Source organism: Chryseobacterium sp. GM_Chr_2 (assembly GCF_026540445.1).
In the GTDB taxonomy this organism is placed as follows: Bacteria; Bacteroidota; Bacteroidia; order Flavobacteriales; family Weeksellaceae; genus Chryseobacterium.
Genome location: NZ_JALNUD010000003.1, coordinates 408,570 through 427,267, shown reverse-complemented (window position 1 = coordinate 427,267; position 18,698 = coordinate 408,570). Strand labels below are relative to the sequence as shown.

The 18,698-nt window shown below is 34.2% G+C and carries 19 protein-coding genes; 12 read left to right on the top strand and 7 right to left on the bottom strand.

Annotation, left to right across the window (positions count from 1 at the left end; translation table 11 throughout):
- Positions 1–213 precede the first annotated feature (213 nt).
- On the bottom strand, positions 214–1,353 hold the full coding sequence (locus OXQ85_RS07570) for an acyl-CoA dehydrogenase family protein (RefSeq protein ID WP_267403224.1): 1,140 nt from the start codon (positions 1,351–1,353) through the stop codon (positions 214–216).
- A 191-nt stretch (positions 1,354–1,544) separates the two neighbouring features.
- Between OXQ85_RS07570 and OXQ85_RS07565 the strand changes: the two genes are divergently transcribed.
- From OXQ85_RS07565 to purF, 5 genes are all read left to right on the top strand, one after another.
- Positions 1,545–3,410 carry an endonuclease gene (locus OXQ85_RS07565; protein WP_267403223.1) on the top strand — a complete coding sequence of 622 codons (1,866 nt, stop codon included), beginning with the start codon at positions 1,545–1,547 and terminating at the stop codon, positions 3,408–3,410.
- Between the two features lie 129 nt (positions 3,411–3,539).
- The gene (locus OXQ85_RS07560) at positions 3,540–4,145 is read left to right on the top strand and encodes a SatD family protein (protein WP_267403222.1); all 606 of its coding nucleotides are present in this window, start codon (positions 3,540–3,542) and stop codon (positions 4,143–4,145) included.
- Positions 4,146–4,147: 2 nt separating this feature from the next.
- A complete protein-coding gene (locus OXQ85_RS07555) occupies positions 4,148–4,843 on the top strand; it encodes a DUF3307 domain-containing protein (protein ID WP_267403221.1) in 696 nt (231 codons plus the stop codon).
- 31 nt (positions 4,844–4,874) lie between these two features.
- Complete coding sequence (gene purC / locus OXQ85_RS07550; RefSeq protein ID WP_267403220.1) at positions 4,875–5,594, top strand: phosphoribosylaminoimidazolesuccinocarboxamide synthase; 720 nt, start codon at positions 4,875–4,877, stop codon at positions 5,592–5,594.
- 120 nt (positions 5,595–5,714) lie between these two features.
- A complete protein-coding gene (gene purF / locus OXQ85_RS07545; protein ID WP_267403219.1) occupies positions 5,715–7,214 on the top strand; it encodes an amidophosphoribosyltransferase in 1,500 nt (499 codons plus the stop codon).
- 93 nt (positions 7,215–7,307) lie between these two features.
- Here the strand turns inward: purF and OXQ85_RS07540 are convergent, their stop codons facing one another.
- From OXQ85_RS07540 to aroB, 4 genes are all read right to left on the bottom strand, one after another.
- Positions 7,308–8,027 carry a porin family protein gene (locus OXQ85_RS07540; protein WP_267403218.1) on the bottom strand — a complete coding sequence of 240 codons (720 nt, stop codon included), beginning with the start codon at positions 8,025–8,027 and terminating at the stop codon, positions 7,308–7,310.
- A 460-nt stretch (positions 8,028–8,487) separates the two neighbouring features.
- Positions 8,488–9,045, bottom strand: a complete 558-nt coding sequence (locus OXQ85_RS07535; protein ID WP_267403217.1) for a porin family protein — start codon at positions 9,043–9,045, stop codon at positions 8,488–8,490.
- A 193-nt stretch (positions 9,046–9,238) separates the two neighbouring features.
- On the bottom strand, positions 9,239–9,889 hold the full coding sequence (locus OXQ85_RS07530; protein WP_267403216.1) for a porin family protein: 651 nt from the start codon (positions 9,887–9,889) through the stop codon (positions 9,239–9,241).
- Positions 9,890–10,161: 272 nt separating this feature from the next.
- A complete protein-coding gene (aroB, locus tag OXQ85_RS07525) occupies positions 10,162–11,214 on the bottom strand; it encodes a 3-dehydroquinate synthase (RefSeq protein WP_267403215.1) in 1,053 nt (350 codons plus the stop codon).
- Between the two features lie 102 nt (positions 11,215–11,316).
- Between aroB and OXQ85_RS07520 the strand changes: the two genes are divergently transcribed.
- Positions 11,317–12,471: a pseudouridine synthase gene (locus tag OXQ85_RS07520; protein WP_267403214.1), complete on the top strand. Its 1,155-nt coding sequence runs from the start codon at positions 11,317–11,319 to the stop codon at positions 12,469–12,471.
- Between the two features lie 74 nt (positions 12,472–12,545).
- Here OXQ85_RS07520 and pncA read toward each other — a convergent pair whose 3' ends face one another.
- On the bottom strand, positions 12,546–13,151 hold the full coding sequence (gene pncA, locus OXQ85_RS07515; RefSeq protein ID WP_267403213.1) for a bifunctional nicotinamidase/pyrazinamidase: 606 nt from the start codon (positions 13,149–13,151) through the stop codon (positions 12,546–12,548).
- 196 nt (positions 13,152–13,347) lie between these two features.
- On the opposite strand from pncA, the gene OXQ85_RS07510 reads away from it, so the two are divergent.
- The 6 genes from OXQ85_RS07510 (at position 13,348) to OXQ85_RS07485 (ending at position 17,219) form a co-directional block, all read left to right on the top strand.
- A complete protein-coding gene (locus OXQ85_RS07510; RefSeq protein ID WP_267403212.1) occupies positions 13,348–14,490 on the top strand; it encodes a DEAD/DEAH box helicase in 1,143 nt (380 codons plus the stop codon).
- Positions 14,491–14,669: 179 nt separating this feature from the next.
- Entirely contained in the window at positions 14,670–15,302 is a 633-nt protein-coding gene (locus tag OXQ85_RS07505; RefSeq protein ID WP_267403211.1) for a hypothetical protein, read from the top strand.
- Positions 15,250–15,786 (top strand): YfiT family bacillithiol transferase, encoded by a 537-nt coding sequence (locus tag OXQ85_RS07500; RefSeq protein WP_267403210.1) that lies wholly within the window; start codon positions 15,250–15,252, stop codon positions 15,784–15,786. Before OXQ85_RS07505 ends, OXQ85_RS07500 begins: the two co-directional genes overlap by 53 nt.
- The gene (locus tag OXQ85_RS07495) at positions 15,780–16,241 is read left to right on the top strand and encodes a DUF1569 domain-containing protein (protein WP_267403209.1); all 462 of its coding nucleotides are present in this window, start codon (positions 15,780–15,782) and stop codon (positions 16,239–16,241) included. The genes OXQ85_RS07500 and OXQ85_RS07495 overlap by 7 nt, the downstream gene beginning before the upstream one ends.
- On the top strand, positions 16,238–16,618 hold the full coding sequence (ytxJ, locus tag OXQ85_RS07490) for a bacillithiol system redox-active protein YtxJ (RefSeq protein WP_267403208.1): 381 nt from the start codon (positions 16,238–16,240) through the stop codon (positions 16,616–16,618). Before OXQ85_RS07495 ends, ytxJ begins: the two co-directional genes overlap by 4 nt.
- Positions 16,619–16,622: 4 nt before the next feature.
- A complete protein-coding gene (locus tag OXQ85_RS07485) occupies positions 16,623–17,219 on the top strand; it encodes a Crp/Fnr family transcriptional regulator (protein ID WP_267403207.1) in 597 nt (198 codons plus the stop codon).
- Positions 17,220–17,261: 42 nt separating this feature from the next.
- Here the strand turns inward: OXQ85_RS07485 and OXQ85_RS07480 are convergent, their stop codons facing one another.
- Positions 17,262–18,677, bottom strand: coding sequence for a PLP-dependent aminotransferase family protein (locus OXQ85_RS07480; RefSeq protein ID WP_267403206.1), 1,416 nt, complete (start codon positions 18,675–18,677; stop codon positions 17,262–17,264).
- Positions 18,678–18,698 lie beyond the last annotated feature (21 nt).

Here is an 18,698-nt window from a genome sequence, read left to right as displayed (position 1 = left end):
AAATATTATTTGATTATGGTGTATCAAAGCTAATAAATTTTAATTACGAAAAACTAAATTTTTTAAGAAAATTTTAGACAATCAATCTAAATAATTATGCAATACATTGAATTAATGTTATGCGTAAATATTTTATGTAAAAAAAATAACACCCGTAAAATACGAGTGTTATTCAGTTTTAATAATATAATTCTAAATTTTTCTTACGATAAATTATTTAGTGATATCTCTTCCAATTACCAGCCTTTGGATCTCAGAAGTACCTTCACCAATGGTGCAAAGTTTTGAATCTCTGTAGAATTTTTCAGCAGGAAAGTCTTTTGTATATCCGTACCCTCCGAAGATTTGAACGGCGTTATTTGAAATTCTTACACAAGCTTCAGAGGCGTATAGTTTTGCCATAGCTCCTTCTTTAGTCATTTTTTGCTTAGCATTTTTCAATGTTGCAGCTCTTTGGATTAATAATTCAGAAGCATCGATTTCTGTTGCCATATCTGCTAACATAAAGTTGATAGCCTGGAATTCTGAAATAGATTTTCCGAACTGGTGTCTTTCTTTAGCATATTTCAAAGCTGCTTTGTAAGCACCTCTTGCTGTTCCTAAACTTAAAGCCGCGATAGAAATTCTACCGCCATCCAAAATTTTCATGGCTTGTTTGAAACCTTCTCCAACTTCACCTAATCTGTTAGCATCAGAAACACGAACGTTGTCGAAAATTAATTCTGCCGTTTCAGAAGCTCTCATTCCAAGCTTGTTTTCTTTTTTACCAGAAGTGAAACCAGCCATTCCTTTTTCCAACACAAAAGCGGTTGAATTATTTTTAGCACCAATTTCTCCCGTTCTTGTCATTACAACAGCAATATCTCCAGAAATTGCGTGAGTGATGAAGTTTTTAGCTCCGTTGATGATCCATTCATCGCCGTCTTTTACCGCTGTAGTAGACATTCCTCCTGAATCTGAACCTGTATTGTGCTCCGTTAATCCCCATGCTCCGATTACTTTTCCGGAAGCTAGCTGAGGAAGCCATCTGTGTCTTTGTTCTTCGTTTCCAAACTCATAAATATGGTTGGTACAAAGTGAATTGTGTGCAGCTACTGAAAGGCCGATTGAAGGATCAACTTGTGAAATTTCATCTAAAATTGTAACGTACTCATGATAACCAAGACCAGAACCACCATATTGCTCAGGAATTACGATTCCCATGAAGCCCATTTCTCCTAATTGATGAAACAGATCTTTTGGAAACGTTTGACTTTCGTCCCACTCCATAATATTAGGTCTAATATTTTTCTCAGCAAATTCTTTTGCTGTTTCCGCAATCATTTTGATGTTGTCAATTGTCTCTGTATTCATATAGATAATAGTTAGTTCCCAAAGATAACCAAATTGCCGAAACGTCCAAAAAAATTATTGACGCCATAATATTTTATTCGCAAAACTTTAATTTTCAATTTTTTATATTTTAAAAATTAATGATTTTTTAATAAAAATTACTGAACTTTAAGTAGATTAATTTACTATTTTAGCCTCCCAATTTTTAAAGCATGAAAAAACTTCTACTTCCAATAATCCTTATTTCATCGTATTTTACAGCTCAGGCACCTGCAGGATACTATGATGGAACAACAGGATTGTCTGGGTACGCCTTAAAATCGAAACTTCACGATATTATTTCGACAAAAAATATCAATTGGAACTATGGTGATCTTCCGAATTATTATAATCAGACAGATCTTGATAAATATTACGATCACGGATCTTCCAATACTACTATTTTATTAGATATTTATTCCGAGAAACCTTTGGAGGCTGATGCATATGAATATACGGCTGCAGATTTAATCAGCACCTCAAATGCAGAAGGATTAGGATATAATAGGGAGCATGCTGTTCCTCAGAGTACTTTTAACAGCAATTATCCTATGTATTCGGATCTTCATTTTGTGATTCCTACGGATGCAAGGATTAATCAGTTAAGAAATAATTATCCTTACGGTATTGGAAATTCTACGGTTCATTATACTTTTACAAATACTTCCAGAATAGCCAATAGTGCGATTCCTAATTATGTTTACACGAACAGGGTTTATGAGCCTATCGATGAATTTAAAGGAGATATTGCCAGAATGTTATTGTATTTTGCAGTGAGATATGAGAATAAATTACCTTCATTTAATCACTCTACAAATGCTAATCCTGCTTTGGATCGTTCTGCGCTAGATGGTACGGCAGAAAGAGCATTTGAACCTGCTTATATTGCCATGCTTCTTCAGTGGCATAATCAGGATCCTGTTTCTCCAAGGGAAACAGATAGAAATAATGCGGTATATGCTATTCAAAATAATAGAAATCCTTTTATAGACAATCCTCAATGGGTAAATGCAATTTGGACACAGACTCCTGATGCTGTTGCTCCGGAATCTCCATTAAATTTAACTTCAACTCAGTCCGGAGCCTATTATACAAATTTATCTTGGTCACCAAGTACAAGCACAGATGTTTTAGGATATAATATTTATCAGAATGGTGTTTTGGTAAACACAACAAAATCTACATCTATTATTATTGATCATTTAACGCCTTCCACATCTTATTCTTTTACGGTGAAAGCGTACGATCAGGGATATTTGCAGTCTGTTGATAGTAATACGGCTACGGTTAATACGTTAGCATCAGACGAAAATTCAAAAGATCTTTTTATTGTTAAATATATCGAGGGAACAGGCAATAACAAAGCTTTAGAAATTGTAAACAAAACGGGTCATGAAGTAGATTTAAACAATTATACAATAAGAGTACAATATTATAACAGTACCTATAATTCTTATTACTACGGAAATAGCTATGAATTGGAAGGTAAAATCCCTAACAATGAAAGTTTTGTAGTGCTAAATCCAAAATCTACATTGTCATGTTATACAAATAATGAAGCTAAATTTTTGACAGCTGGGGATGCTTTAACGTATTCCGGAACTCAATATGTTGACTTAGCTTATAAATCTTCAACAGTTGATGCGATTGGAGCTAAAGCGACGAGTAATGCCAACGGAGATATTTCTCTTTACAGAAAAAATACAGTTTCACAGCCCAATACAACATTTACAAGTAGCGAGTGGGATTCTTACGGAATTAATTACTGCCAGAATTTAGGAGTTCTTTCCACATCGGATATTGCTGTGGCTAAAAATGATGAGGTTAAAATTTATCCAAATCCAGTTAATGAAAACATTTTTGTAAGCGGAAAAGTAGAAAATATAAAGAATGCTCAAGTACTTGATTTCTCCGGAAAAGTTATTTATTCTGAAAATTTACCATTCAAAAACAAGAAAAATATTTCGGTTCAAAGTCTGTCAACAGGTTCTTATTTGTTGAAACTTGATGACAAGACGTATCAATTTATTAAAAAATAGTTCATATAAAAGCCTAAAATAAGGCTCTTTATTATAAAATCGATATAAGCAGATTCACTAATAATTAATATCTATAAGTGTTTCTGCTTATATTTTTTATTTATAAGTAATTATGCTTATATTTGCAAAATGATAGCGGTCATTACCGGAGATATTATAAATTCACAGCACGCCGACACTGAAGTTTGGATTACCAAGCTTAAAAATCTTCTCGACAATTGGGGAAGCGCTCCTAGCACATGGGAAATCTACAGAGGAGACGAATTTCAGTTCAAGTGCAATATAGACGATGTTTTTTGGCGTTTCTTAGCCATAAAATCACTTATAAAAAGTCAGGAAAATTTAGATGTAAGAATTGCCATCGGGATCGGTGAAGAAAATTTTTCGTCTGAAAAAATTACAGAATCCAACGGAACGGCATACGTGCATTCCGGAAGGTTACTGAACGACCTGAAAAGCGACGGACACACCGTTTCCATCAAAACTTCCAGCACTTCTGTGGACAGAGACCTAAATATTTTGCTAAAATGGTCTTCCAAAGATTTTGATAACTGGACGATGGCAACCGCGGAAATTATTCATGAAATGATTATGAATAAAGATATTACTCAGGAAGATTTGGCGAAGAGATTCAATATCTCTCAATCCTCCATCAGCCAGAGACTGAAGCGCGCAAATTACGAGCTTATCGTAGAAACTAATCAGTATTTTAGAAAGAAAATTTCAGAATTGTAGGGATGGTTTTCACTCAACTCATATTGGCACATCTACTCGGAGACTCTATTCTTCAGCCAAATTCATGGGTTGCAGACAAAGAAAATCGCAAACTGAAAAGCAAATTTTTATACATCCATGTGTTGATTCACACCGTTTTAAGTTTTATTTTTCTTTGGAATATACAACTTTGGTGGATCGCCATTTTGGTAGGAATTTCGCATTTTATTATTGATGCTGCAAAACTGAATTTTCAAACAATTCATAATAAAAAGATCTGGTTTTTTATCGATCAGGCTTTGCATATTGCCGTAATTGGAAGTTTTTCTTTCTTTTTTAATGAATTTAATATTGAATTTTTTAAAGATCAGAACTTTCTGAAAATTTTGATGGCAGCTTTGTTTTTAACAACGCCTGCTTCTATTTTTATTAAAATATTATTGTCTTCATGGACGCCCGCTCCGGAGACTGAAAATAATGTAGAAACCGAATCTTTATCGAGTGCCGGTAAATATATAGGGATTTTAGAACGCTTGCTTGTTTTCACTTTTATCATGGTGAATCACTGGGAGGGCGTAGGTTTTATGATCGCAGCGAAATCTGTTTTCAGGTTTAGCGATCTGGCACAGGCCAAGCAAAGAAAGTTGACTGAATATGTTTTAATCGGGACACTTTTGAGTTTTGGAATGGCTGTTTTAACAGGAATTTTAATTAAATAAATATAAATCTAATAAAAAGTAATTTTTGAAAATGGAAAAGTTAGAAATGTTGTACGAAGGTAAAGCAAAACAAGTATTTGCTACCGATAATCCTAATGAAGTAGTTGTACGTTTCAAAGACGATGCTACTGCATTTAATGCTCAGAAAAGAGGATCTGTTGATTTGAAAGGCGAAATGAACAACGCTATCACGACTCTTATTTTTGAATATTTAAATGAAAAAGGGATTAAAACTCATTTCATTAAACAATTAGACGAAAGAGAGCAATTGGTAAAGAAAGTATCAATTATTCCTTTAGAAATGGTGGTTAGAAACTATTCTGCAGGAAGCATGGCTCAAAGATTAGGAGTTGAAGAAGGAATTAAATCTCCGGTAACGATCTTCGATATCTGCTATAAAAAAGACGAGTTGGGAGATCCGCTTATCAACGATCATCACGCTGTTTTTTTAGGAGCTGCAACGTATGAAGAGCTTGACGAAATGTATGAATTAACTTCAGACATCAACGAAATCTTAATCGATCTTTTCGACAAAATGAATATCATCCTGGTAGACTTCAAAATCGAATTAGGAAAAACTGCTGATGGTGAAATCATCCTAGCAGACGAAATTTCTCCTGATACTTGCAGACTTTGGGATAAAGATACTATGAAGAAGTTGGATAAAGACAGATTCAGAAGAGATCTTGGTGAAGTTACTGAAGCTTACGTTGAGATCTATAACAGATTGAAAACTGTACTTGCTAAATAATTATTAGGCCAGAAGCCAGAAGTTGGAGGCTGGAAGTTTATCGGTAAAATAGAAAGTTTAGTTGTAAACTTCAGACTTCAGGCTCCCAGCTTCCATCATCAAAATTTAGAAAAAATAGAAATGAAAAGTTTAGACATTCATAAAAGTGAATATTTAAAACAGTTTGAAACCCAAACCTACGGAAGAAATCTTTTCAGAACGCAGGAAGAAGAAAGATTAGATGCTCCGAATGAGGAGTGTGGTATCTTCGGAATGTATTCTGATAATGATCTGGATACGTTTTCACTTTCACAGTTCGGGCTTTTTGCGCTTCAGCACAGAGGTCAGGAAGCTTGTGGTATTTCTGTTCTTAAAGACGGAAAAATCACCAATATGAAAGATGAAGGGTTGGTTTTGGATGTTTATAAAGAGATCCCGGATCCTGAAACTTTTATGGGAAATTCTGCAATCGGACACACACGTTATACGACTGCGGGAGATAAAAAGAAGTATAATTTTCAGCCATTTTTCGCGAAAAACGAATATGACCAGATTATACTTTCTATCGCGCACAATGGTAATTTAACCAATGCGAAAGAATTGAAAGCTCAGTTGGAAGCTGAAGGCGTTGTTTTCAGAGCGACTTCCGATTCTGAGGTTATTTTAAGATTAATTCAAAAAAATCTTGACCTTGGACTTCGTGGAGCAATCAAAGCGACGATGGAGAAAATTGAAGGTGCCTATTCAGTTGTGGGAATGACGAGAAATAAATTCTTTGCATTCAGAGATTTCAACGGAATCAGACCTTTGGTTTTGGGAGCAATCAACGAAAATTCTTACGTTGTAGCTTCAGAGTCTGTGGCTTTGGATGCTGTTGGCGCTCAGTATGTTCGTGATATTTTACCGGGAGAGATCATTTATACGAATGAAAACGAGCCTGGAAAACTTCACTCGATCATGGTTGATGAGAAAAAGGCAAAACAAAGAATCTGTTCTTTCGAGTACATTTATTTTGCAAGACCTGACTCATCTTTAGAAAATATCAACGTTTACGAAATCAGAGAAAAATCTGGGGAGAAAATCTGGGAACAGGCTCCTGTGGAAGCAGATGTCGTAATTGGAGTTCCGGATTCCGGAGTGCCTGCTGCGATTGGTTTTTCTAAGGCCTCGGGAATTCCTTTCCGTCCGGTTTTGATTAAAAACAGATACATCGGAAGATCTTTTATCGTTCCGACTCAGGAAATGAGAGAGAGAATTGTTAATTTGAAGCTGAACCCGATCATTTCTGAGATCAAAGACAAAAGGGTAGTGATTATTGACGACTCTATCGTTCGTGGAACAACGTCTAAGAGATTGGTAAAAATCCTTAAAGAAGCTGGTGTAAAGGAAATTCACTTTAGAAGTGTTTCTCCGCCAATTATTGCACCTTGTTATTTAGGAATCGATACACCTTCGAAAGACGATTTGATCTCTGCAAATATGACAACAGAAGAGCTTAGAGATTACTTGGGAGTTGACTCTTTAGAATTTTTAAGCACAGAGAACTTAAAAGTAATTTTAGGGTCATCCAACCACTGCTTTGGATGTTTTACAGAAGAATATCCTGTAGGAAAAGGAGAAGAGGTGGAATTATTTAATTAATTTCAGTTTAAATAAAAAAACGAAAGGTCAGACAATTAAGTCTGACCTTTTCATTTGAAATTAAAATTGGTTATATATGTATGTTAAAACGTACTAGAATTTATAGTTTAATCCTAATTGGAAAACTTGGTTGGTGTTGATATTTTTATTAGCCTCAGCAACCCCTGAATTATTAGCAAGGTGAGTAAAGCTAGTTACATATCTCGCGTTAACACCCAAATTCTTTGTGAAGTAGTATCCTAAACCAAGACCCATTCCTACATTGAATTTTCTGATATCATCTTTATCAATGCTTTCAGAGTTCGACTGAGTTTGCGTTGTTGTGCTGCCTCCTGTAGTTGTTGTAACTTTTGTATCCCCTTTATTTTTCCCGTCTAAGAAATAGCTGAATTCAGGTCCGGCTTCAACATAAAAATTATCAGCAGGCTTCATTTGTAACATTAATGGAACGGAAATATAGTTTAAAGAGGTTGTGAAGTCTTTTTCAGTTTTTACGGTTGTACTCCCGGTTGTTACTTCAGAAGAAGCTACTACGCTCTTTGCTCCCATTTGGTTGTATAAAACCTCTGGCTGGATGGCAAATTTCTGAGATAAAGGAATATTAACAAAAACCCCGGCATTAAATCCTATTTTCTGGTTTTTAGCACTCAATTTCTGTTCGCTGAACTGTGTTGCGTTAGCCCCACCTTTAATACCGAATCTTACCGGCTCTTTTTCTTTGTTGATTGGAGTTACTGGTTTTGCTTCTGTAGTTTCTTGAGCGAAAGATAAAGTACCAGCGACTAATGCTAGTCCTAGAAATAACTTATTCATAATTTTGTTTTTTAATTTTACTATTTAAATTTTCGCCTAATCGTTTAATCAGACATTGTTTTACTTTGCAAATAGCTTGCCAAACTGTTATGTTGTTAATTTACAGTGTTGTATGTGCTGTATTTAACAGTTTAAAATAGTCTATTTTTCTCATTTTATGTTAAAATTTATCAACTTGTAGAGAGTTTTTGTAATTTATTTTTAATCAAATTATCTAAAATTTGTAGTTAGAAATAATTTTGAAATAAAAAATCAAGGCTAATTATAAACTTAGTTTTAGGAAAAATGAAGTGTGTTTTGTAAGATTACAACTAAAAATATCAGAAAAAATAAAATTGAAATGTCTTTAATTGTAGGTTGTATTAAATTTCAAATAATTGATTTAAATAAATATAAAAAACATGAAAAGGCCAGGTTTATTTATTTAAGCCTGGCCTTTTCTATTGAAATCAAAAATTTGTTATTTAAACTTATAAGCTAAACCAATTTGGAATACATTGTTTTTCCCCTCTGAATCTACACCTTGTACTTCTTTTGCTATATCGGTTAATCCCGCTACATATCTTGCGGTAATTCCTATATTTTTAGTTACATAATATCCTGCACCCAAACCAATTCCGAAATCAAAACTTTTCAATTGGTCATTAGCTTTTACAGATACATTTTGGTACTTAAATTTAGAATCAATCAAGAAACTAAATTGAGGCCCAGCTTCTAAATAAAGATTGGGAAGAGCATTATATTGGAACATTACCGGAACTGAAATATAACTTAAATTAATTCTTAAATCAGAGTTTCCATCATATTTTGCTCCTAGGCCATTGAATAATACTTCGGGTTGCACACTAAAGTCTTTACCAACAGGCACATTTACAAATGCACCGCCATAAAATCCTGCCTTAGCATTAGAATCATCAGCTGTAATAGTAGATACATTCAAACCTGCTTTCAAACCTAATGTTTGAGCGAAGGCAAATGAACTTCCAACGATTGCTAAACCTAATAATAATTTTTTCATAATTATTTACTATTTCTTTATTATATTAATTACTTCCTGAGTGGTATTTATCAAATAACTTGCCAAAAGTTAAATAAAACCAAATTTTAGCTTAATGAAATCTTAAAGTGTTGGTTATTAAAAAGAAAAAAGTCAGACCTAAGTCTGACTTTCTATTGAATATATTAAATTTGTTATATGAAGAAACTTTCGATTATTTAAATTTGAAAGCTAAACCAACTTGGAAAACGTTGTTTCTCACAGCATCACCAGAGTTGTTTTTAAAGATATCTGTTACCCCAGCGGTATATCTTGCTGTAAGCCCCAAATTATCTGTGAAATAATATCCTGCACCAATACCGATACCGAAGTTAAAGGTTTGGAAATCATCTTTATTCAAAGTAGATGTTGAGGTAGCATCTGTATTTCCGTTAGTAGAAGTTTTTAATTTATCTTTAGCACTTACCAAGAAACCAAATTCCGGACCTGCTTCTAAATAAAGGTTTGGAATAACATTATACTGGAACATTACCGGTACAGCTACATATCCTAAGTTAGTAGAATAATCTGATCTGTATTCATTTCCTAAGAAATTAGTTTTTCTAGTAGATTTTGAACCTAGATCGTTATAAATAACCTCTGGCTGAATACTGAAATTAGTTGCTACCGGAATGTTTGCAAACACACCTGCGTTGAAACCGATTTTAGATTTTGAATCATCAAGATCTGCACCTTTACTTAGTGAAGAAACGTTCATCCCACCTTTAATACCGAATGTTACCGGGTTAGTAGATGTTGTTGGAGTCTGCTGAGCGAATGCCAATGAACTTGCAGTTACTGCTAATCCTAAAATTAACTTTTTCATAACTTTAATTTTTTAATATTTTACTATTTCTAATTTTAAATTTTACTACTGTCTCCGTTTTACCGTGTGACGCAGAGTATCTTTCAAATTGCTTGCCAAAAAATATTTTTATGATTAAAATCAATGAAAAAACCGCTCGATGAAGAACGGTTTTTAATGTTATTTAATTGAAATTCAGACGATTAAATTTAATTAAATGTTTGTTTAAATATTTTTTGAAGAATTATTTATTATCTGAATCTCAAACTTAATTTTAACAAAAAAGTAAAAAATTACAATTCAGGCTGAATTAATTTTCTATAAAAGTCTAAAGATTGATGAATATTTTTCTGACTACATTGGTGATCGAAGTTGCAAGAACCAATTCCCGTAAGCAAAGAGAAATTAATTTTACTGTCTGCATTCTTTTTATCATTCAATAATAAGCTAAAAATATCTTCATCTTTAAAATCGCTGATATCTAAATAAGGATAGTATCTCTGAATGTTTTCAATAATCGTTGTTGAATCTTCTTCAGAAATTAAACCTTCCAAATAAGACAAATGCGCTTCAGAAATCATTCCCATTGCCACAGCTTCTCCGTGAAGAATAGGATTTCCCTGGCTTAAACATAAACTTTCGATCGCATGACCAATCGTATGACCGAAATTTAATGTCTTTCTGATGTTTTTTTCGTGAAAATCTGCTTCCACAACATTTTGTTTAATATCCATCGACGTTTGAATGTGAGGAATGATACCTTCAATATCTAATTTATGAATTTGAGTTAAACTTTCCCAATGTGCTTTATCAGCAATTAATCCGTGTTTCAGCATTTCTGCAAATCCGCTTCTTAATTCTTTAAAAGGAAGAGTTTCTAAAAATTTAGGATAAACAAAAATCTTTTCTGGAAATGTAAAAGTTCCGACCATGTTTTTATAATGCATCAGATCGATCCCAGTTTTCCCGCCAATAGAAGCATCACACATGGATAAAAGGGTAGTGGGAATATTAATGAACTGAATCCCTCTTTTATAAGTAGAAGCTACAAAACCGCCCATATCCGTAATCACACCGCCTCCAAGATTGATAACCAATGCTTTTCTGTCCGCCTGCATTTCTGTCAAAATTTCCCAAAGCTGGTTCGCTGTCTGAATATTTTTCATTTCTTCACCTGCTTCGATCTCCAGAATTTCAAATCCCAAATCAGTCTCCATATTTCCCAAAAGAGTAGGAAGACAATATTCATGTGTATTTTCATCAACTAAAATAAAGATTTTGCTGAAAGATTTTTCGTGAAGAAAGTCGTTTAATTGAGAAAAATTATCATCTACTATTGTTATCATTTTTGAATTTTATATCAAGTTAAAAATAAACTATTATGCAAAGTTATGATTCTTAATTTTTAACTCGTAACTAAATTACTATCTTTGCAAAAATATTTTAGCATGAGCAGAGACAATAATTCAGGAAGACCAAAGAAACCAAGAAGTTCAACAAGAAATAATTCTGATGACTCTCGTGCTTCAAGATCTGGAAATTCTTCTGGATCAAAACCTTTCAAAAAATCATTTCCAAAGGCTGGAGAGAGAAATTCTGATTCAAGAAAGACGGGTGGCACAAGCTACCAGGATAGAATGGATAGGAAATTTGGAAAAATTGAACAAACAGACTTTATTACCAATTCGAGTGAAGAGAGAAAAACTTTTGGAAAATCTGCACCGAAAAGAGGTGGAAGCAGACCTGCAAATACTTTCGACACCAGAGATAAGTATGAAAGAGGTAGCTTAAAATACGGAAGAAGACCGGGAAGTGGTGATGATAGAAATAAAGACGGCGCAAAATCTTTCGTACAAAAAAGAAGACTGAATAAAATAGAAAAGGATGTTCATAAAGATACCATCCGTCTTAATAAATTTATTGCAAACTCAGGAATTTGCAGCAGAAGAGAGGCCGATGAGCTGATTACTCAAGGTTTGGTAGAAGTAAACGGAAAAGTAGTAACTGAAATGGGCTATCAGGTTCAGAAAACGGATAAAGTGGTTTTCGACGGCCAAAGCATTACGCCGGAAAAGCCAGTTTATGTACTATTAAATAAGCCAAAAGGTTATATTTCTACTACAAAAGACGACAAAGCAAGAAAAACAGTAATGGATTTGGTAGCAAATGCTTCTCCTTACCGTGTTTTTCCTGTCGGAAGATTAGATCGTTCTACAACCGGAGTTATTTTGTTAACGAATGACGGTCACATGACGAAAAAATTAACGCACCCTTCTTTTGATGCGAAGAAAATTTACCATGTAACATTGGATAAGAAATTAACCCATGAAGACATGAAATTGATCGCTGAAGGAATTCGTTTGGATGAAGGTGTTGCAGAAGTAGATCAAATTTCTTTCATTGAAGGTAAGCCTAAAAATGAAGTTGGGATCGAGATCCACATCGGATGGAACCGTGTCATCAGAAGAATTTTCCAAAGATTAGGATACGAGGTAGAAGCGCTAGACAGAGTAATGTTCGCAGGATTAACAAAGAAAAACATCAAACGCGGACACTGGAGAATTCTTTCAGAACAGGAAGTAAATAATCTTAAAATGCTTTAATCAAGTTAATTTTAAGTTTAAAAAATAGAAAGACGTTGAATATTTTTCAACGTCTTTTTTGTTATTTTTGAGCATTACCCTAAAACAGTCACGCCTTTTTGAATCATTTCATAAATCGCATCTCTGCCATTATCCGGTTTTACATTTACAGCACGCGTTCCGTTGAAGTGTAGGCAGGTTACATACCCGTTAGCAACCGCATCTGTACAAGTGAATTTCACACAGTAATCCATTGCTAAACCTACAATTTCAACCAATTGAATTTCGTGATATTTTAAGAAATCATCCAGTCCTGTTTTCATAAAATGGTTGTTATCCTGAAAACCGCTGTACGCATCAATTTCAGTATTTTTTCCCTTTTGAACGATATGCGTTACTTTATCTTTATTTAAATCTTTATGGAAATCTGCCCCAAAAGTATCCTGAATACAGTGATCTGGCCACATAAACTGCGGAACACCATTTAAGATAATGCTTTCGCCTACCTTTCTGCCATTATTGCTTGCAAAACTTTTATGATTTGCCGGATGCCAGTCTTGTGTAAGGATAATTTGATCATATTCATTTTCCTCCATCAGAAGGTTGATATAAGGAATCACTTCATTTGCTCCCGGAACGGCTAATGCGCCACCTTCACAAAAATCATTCTGTACATCTACTATTATTAATGCTTTTTTCATATTTAAAATCCTTGAATTTTTTTGATAAATTTACAAAAATCTACTGCTCAAAAAACTTTCCAATTTTTATTTATCGGACAAATCGGCATTTTATTAATAAAAATTAAAATTAGAAGTAAAAATAATTGCAACAGAAGTAGGTTTCAATCGGTAAAGAGCTGCCAATAGCTTACCTTTGCAGGAAATAAGTTTTTTTATGTCATTTGAATCTTTAGGATTATCACACAATATCATTCGATCAGTCAATAAATTAGGCTATTTGAAGCCATTTCCTATTCAGGAGCAGGCGGTTCCTGTTATTTTGCAGGGCAAAGACCTGATGGGAATTGCACAGACAGGTTCCGGAAAAACGGCTTGTTTCGTCATGCCTATTTTGGAGAAACTGCAAAATGCTGAGGTTAAAAAAGATCGTAATGTAGAAGTTTTGATATTGGTTCCTACAAGAGAATTGGCGATTCAGATCGATGAGGTTTTCAGAGCTTTTACAGATAATTTAAAGCGTGAAATCCGTACGATGGCTGTCTATGGTGGAGTTTCCATTAATCCGCAGATGAAGGGAATGTTTGGTGTAGAAGTTATCATCGCAACTCCCGGTCGTTTGTTGGATTTGATAGAACATAAAGCGGTAAGTATCTCAAGAATAAAACATTTGGTGATTGATGAAGCTGATAAAATGTTTCAGTTAGGTTTTGGTGAAGAAATGAATAAACTTTTTGCCATGATGCCTGTCGCTAAACAAACGACTTTATTTTCAGCGACTTTAAATGACAAAGTTTCAGAAATGAAAGAGCGTTTATCGATCAATCCTGTGATGATCGAGATCAAAAAAGAGGAAGTGGAAATTGATAATATTGAACAACTGGCTTACCACGTTTCTCCGGAAAACAAAGGTCCATTTTTGAGATATTTAATTAAAGAAAAAAATATTGAAAAAGCTTTGATATTTGTTTCTTCTACAAGATCTGCCGATAATTTGGTTGAAAAATTAAAGAAAAATAAAATTAAGGCGGTTGCAATTCACAGTCAGAAATCGCAGCGTGCAAGAAGAAATAATCTGGAAGAATTTAAATCGAGTGGAGCTCAGATTTTGGTAGCGACAGACTTGATTGGTCGGGGAATTCATATCGAATCTTTGCCTTATGTCATCAATTACGAATTGCCGCGATCTCCGTTAGATTATATTCACAGAATCGGTAGAACGGGGCGTGCGAATGAAAAAGGAACCGCAATAAACATTCTGACAGACGATGAATTGCAGCATTTCAGAGTAATTCAAAAGAAAATGGGAAAAAAGGTGACTTTGCAGAGAACCGAGGATATTAATCTACACGGTTATTAATTAAAATATAGAGCTTCAATTTTAGAATTGAGGCTTTTTTTATATTTGATTTTACTAAAATCATTCATCTTTAATCATTCATTTTTCTTTCATCAATAATATTCTTAAAATTTTGATACATTTACAAAAACTAATACTCAAAAACCGTCTGTAATATATATCAGACACATTGATATTTTATGAAGGAATTTACTATCGTCCGCGGATTATTTGATACCAGAAAACGGTCATTAATCATTGACGAAAATTTTATAAAATTTGAAAACAAAGATCAGAACAAAGATCTTTTTACCATTCTAAACAAAGAAGATATTGCCGGAATTCGCTACGGAATTCATTTTATCGATGGATACAGATTTACCATTGGAAGAGAATATCAATTTTTCATCAGAGATAAATCAAACAAAGAACTTAAAATATTCTTTAAACTTTTCTACAGAAGAAAATTAGACGAAAAACATCAATTGTATTGTGATATTATTGATGAATTGTGGGATAAAATCATTGGTAATATTTGTTATGATTATTATTTAAAGTTCAAAAACAACGAAAAATTCAACGTTTCTGGAATTGAAATTGTAGAAGATAGAATTAGATTTGATAAAAAAGAAATTCTTTTTAACGATCTAGAATTGAAACAATATCACCATCATTTTATGATTTTCTCTCGAAATGATAATTATAAAAATAAGATGTTGTATTATTTAAAAGATAAAGACGCTGTTATTCTGTTTAGCGTATTAAAAACTATAATTAAAGATGAGCAACTTAGAACAAAAGAAATTTCCGATCGGTCAGTTTCAGCAACCTGAATATATTAGCGATGCAGATATATCAGATTATATTAATGTGATCGAAGATTTTCCAAAGAGAATAAAAAAAGTTGTTGAAGGTTGGTCGGATGAGCAGCTGGATACTCCTTATCGAGAAGGCGGCTGGACGGTGAGACAGCTTGTAAATCACTTGGCAGACAGCCATATCAATAGTTTTACCCGTTTTAAATTGGCTTTAACAGAGGATAATCCAACGATTAAACCTTATGATGAGGCAAAATGGGCAGAACTTCCAGACAGCCTTTCAATGCCTATAAAACCTGCTTTAGGAATGCTAAAAGGAACTCACCAAAGATGGGCTGCTTTACTGAAACAGCTTTCTCATGAGCAGTTTTCGAGAACTTTTCATCATCCGGAGCAAAACGTAGATTATGATTTAAGAAACTGCCTGGCGATGTATGTTTGGCACTGCAATCATCATTTTGCACATATTGATAATCTCAAGAAAGAAAAAGGTTGGTAAAGAAAAGTCTTCACAATCGAATTTATTTTAACGAAATTATAGAGAGAATTTCAAATCTTAGCAAAAATTCTCAACGGAAATGGGGAACTATGGATGTTTCTCAAATGCTTTGTCATTGCCATTTGGTGCTGCAAATTCCGCTTCGGAAAATTGAAATTCCGGAGATTAATCCCTTTTTTAAAGCCATCGGAATTTTAACTAAAAAAGAAATGCAGATTTTCAATAACGGAATTCCCCGAAATATGCCAACTTTTCAAAAACTAATCGTTAATTTTGAATGTAATTTCGATGAAGGCAGGAAAAACCTGCTAAAGACGCTGGATGAATATTGGGAAGTGTATCAAAAACATAATTTACCAAGTAGTCATCGGCTTTTCGGAGAAATGAAAGAGACAGATTGGGGATTTTTGGAGTACAAACACCTCGATCATCATTTAAAACAGTTTAACGTATGAGTTTTTTTGATAAAATATTTGGCGGCAAAAGTGAGGCTTCGGAACAGAAATCTTTCTGGAAAAAGATAGAAGATGAAGCAGATTTAAAAGTAGCGATTGAAAATTCTTATGCCTATAAAATTGGAATTTTCAAACATTCTACTAGTTGTTTTATCAGCAAAACAGTCTTGAGAAATTTTGAAAAAGAAGTCGAAAATCAAAATGAGTTTGGTCAAGAACTCTATTATCTCGATTTATTGGCTCATAGAGCTTTGTCTAATAAAATTGCTGAAGATCTGGGAATTCGCCATGAAAGCCCTCAATTTATCGTTATAGAAAACGGAGTAGCAGTTAACAATGCTTCTCATCAGGATATATCTCTAAGTCAGCTTCTGTAAACACATGAAAAATATTAATAATTATCTGGCAAAAGTATTAAATGTTCCCTTAGAAAAAGTGAATATGTGCAGTCTGCACTACGAAGTAAAAAAAGTTTCTAAAAACCAATTCCTTCTACAGTATGGCGAGGTTTGCAGACATATTTATTTCGTGGAAAAAGGATTGCTTAAAATGTATTCTATCGATAAGAACGGGAAAGAACATATTATTCAGTTTGCCCCTGAAAGCTGGCTGACTTCCGACCGAAGCAGCTTGTATTTCAACGAAAAATCAATTTATTATATAGAAGCGGTTGAAGATTCTGAGGTGCTTTTACTGCATCCCGATTTCATCAGTAAATTGGTCGGAGAATTCCCTAACAGTCTGGAAAAGAGTGATATTTTGGTTCAGAAACATATCAAAAGTCTTCAGGACAGAATCAACTCTTTATTAGGCGAAACCGCTGAAGAACGATACATGAAATTCATCAAAATGTATCCGGATTTATTGTTGAGAGTTCCTCAATGGATGATTGCTTCCTATTTAGGAATCACGCCTGAAAGTCTGAGTCGTGTAAGAAAAGAACTAGCACGAAAAAATTTCGTTCCGGATAATAAATAGCTTAAAATATTCAAGGCTAATGAGCAATCCGCTGATTAGCGTTTATTGAATCAATTTAGCGAGTTTTCCGACTTTTATTAAACTGGATTCTGTATTTTCATTCCACGGAAGCCCGATGCAAAGGCGCATACAATTGTCGAATTGCTCCTGAAGCGTAAACATTCTTCCCGGTGCAATACTGATGTTTTGCTTAATGGCTAAATCGTATAATTCATTGGTTTTAATATTCTGATCAAACTCTACCCAAAGTGAAAGTCCGCCTTGTGGACGGCTCGTTTTTGTACCTTTCGGAAAATGTTCAGCGATGGTTTGAACGTAATTCTGATAATTATTCTGTAACGTTTTGCGAATCTGATGCAAATGTTTTTCATATTTCCCGGATTTTAAAAAATTGGCAACCGCTTCATTCACAATGGTGATGGATGAGGTTGCATGAAGCAATTTCATTTTCAGTATCTTATCTTTGTATTTTCCGGGTGCAATCCATCCAACCCGATAGCCCGGAGCCAATGTTTTGGAAATTGAACTACAATACAAAACATTTCCTTCCTTATCAAAAGATTTACAGCATTTAGGACGATTCGAACCAAAATAAAGGTCTCCGTAAACATCATCTTCAATCAGCGGAATATTATTTTCCGACAACAGTTTTACTACTTCTTTTTTATTTTCGTCCGACATTAAACTTCCCAACGGCGCATTATAATTCGGAATTAAAAGACACAGATCGATCTTCGGAATTGCTTTTTTCAATGCTTCAATTTCAATTCCGGTAATGGGGTGTGTCGGCAATTCTAAAACTTGTAAGCCCAAACCGTTTGCCAGCTGTAAAATTCCCGGATAACAAGGGCTTTCGATGGCAATCGTGTCGCCGGGTTTTCCTAAAGCCATCAGACAAAAAGATAGAGCATTCATTCCGCCGTTGGTGGTTACCAGATCATTTTCGCTGAGGTTTCCGCCCCATGTTAGCGAACGAACCGCGATCATTCTTCTCAATTTTAAATTGCCCTGAAGCTCTTCAAATTCAGTTCCGCCTTCTTTAAGCTCCCTAGTGGCGTTGATGATCTCTTTTTTAAGTTTAGCCTGAGGAAGAAGGTCTCCTGAGGGAATTCCGATGGAAAATATGGTCATGTCTTTTTTACCAATATTTTCATATACCTTACTGATGAGTTCGTCGGGCTCTACATTATTGGCAATTAGAGACGGGCGGCTGATTTCGGGAAGTGGAAGTTTTACCGATAATAATTTGCTGACAAAATATCCCGATTGAGGTTTAGATTCAATCAAAGATTGCGATTCCAGTTCCAGGAAAACACGTTTTGCCGTGTTCATGCTGATTTGATGTTCGTGGCAAAGCCTTCGTACAGAAGGTAATTTATCTCCTGATTTTAAAACTCCGTTTCTGATTTGTGAAGCAATACCGCCTGCAATTTCTGTATATAAAAATTCTTTGTTCATATTAAACTGTGCTCATGCAAA

Excerpts from the sequence above, each read along its gene's own strand:
- aroB (WP_267403215.1), bottom strand. The coding sequence starts at position 11,214 with ATGATAACAATAGTAGATGATAATTTTTCTCAATTAAACGACTTTCTT.
- OXQ85_RS07505 (WP_267403211.1), top strand. The coding sequence starts at position 14,670 with ATGAAGGAATTTACTATCGTCCGCGGATTATTTGATACCAGAAAACGG.
- OXQ85_RS07510 (WP_267403212.1), top strand. The coding sequence starts at position 13,348 with ATGTCATTTGAATCTTTAGGATTATCACACAATATCATTCGATCAGTC.
- OXQ85_RS07485 (WP_267403207.1), top strand. The coding sequence starts at position 16,623 with ATGAAAAATATTAATAATTATCTGGCAAAAGTATTAAATGTTCCCTTA.
- OXQ85_RS07520 (WP_267403214.1), top strand. The coding sequence starts at position 11,317 with ATGAGCAGAGACAATAATTCAGGAAGACCAAAGAAACCAAGAAGTTCA.
- OXQ85_RS07530 (WP_267403216.1), bottom strand. The coding sequence starts at position 9,889 with ATGAAAAAGTTAATTTTAGGATTAGCAGTAACTGCAAGTTCATTGGCA.
- OXQ85_RS07480 (WP_267403206.1), bottom strand. The coding sequence starts at position 18,677 with ATGAACAAAGAATTTTTATATACAGAAATTGCAGGCGGTATTGCTTCA.
- OXQ85_RS07500 (WP_267403210.1), top strand. The coding sequence starts at position 15,250 with ATGAGCAACTTAGAACAAAAGAAATTTCCGATCGGTCAGTTTCAGCAA.
- OXQ85_RS07565 (WP_267403223.1), top strand. The coding sequence starts at position 1,545 with ATGAAAAAACTTCTACTTCCAATAATCCTTATTTCATCGTATTTTACA.
- OXQ85_RS07560 (WP_267403222.1), top strand. The coding sequence starts at position 3,540 with ATGATAGCGGTCATTACCGGAGATATTATAAATTCACAGCACGCCGAC.
- OXQ85_RS07570 (WP_267403224.1), bottom strand. The coding sequence starts at position 1,353 with ATGAATACAGAGACAATTGACAACATCAAAATGATTGCGGAAACAGCA.
- OXQ85_RS07540 (WP_267403218.1), bottom strand. The coding sequence starts at position 8,027 with ATGAATAAGTTATTTCTAGGACTAGCATTAGTCGCTGGTACTTTATCT.
- purC (WP_267403220.1), top strand. The coding sequence starts at position 4,875 with ATGGAAAAGTTAGAAATGTTGTACGAAGGTAAAGCAAAACAAGTATTT.
- purF (WP_267403219.1), top strand. The coding sequence starts at position 5,715 with ATGAAAAGTTTAGACATTCATAAAAGTGAATATTTAAAACAGTTTGAA.
- ytxJ (WP_267403208.1), top strand. The coding sequence starts at position 16,238 with ATGAGTTTTTTTGATAAAATATTTGGCGGCAAAAGTGAGGCTTCGGAA.
- pncA (WP_267403213.1), bottom strand. The coding sequence starts at position 13,151 with ATGAAAAAAGCATTAATAATAGTAGATGTACAGAATGATTTTTGTGAA.
- OXQ85_RS07535 (WP_267403217.1), bottom strand. The coding sequence starts at position 9,045 with ATGAAAAAATTATTATTAGGTTTAGCAATCGTTGGAAGTTCATTTGCC.
- OXQ85_RS07555 (WP_267403221.1), top strand. The coding sequence starts at position 4,148 with ATGGTTTTCACTCAACTCATATTGGCACATCTACTCGGAGACTCTATT.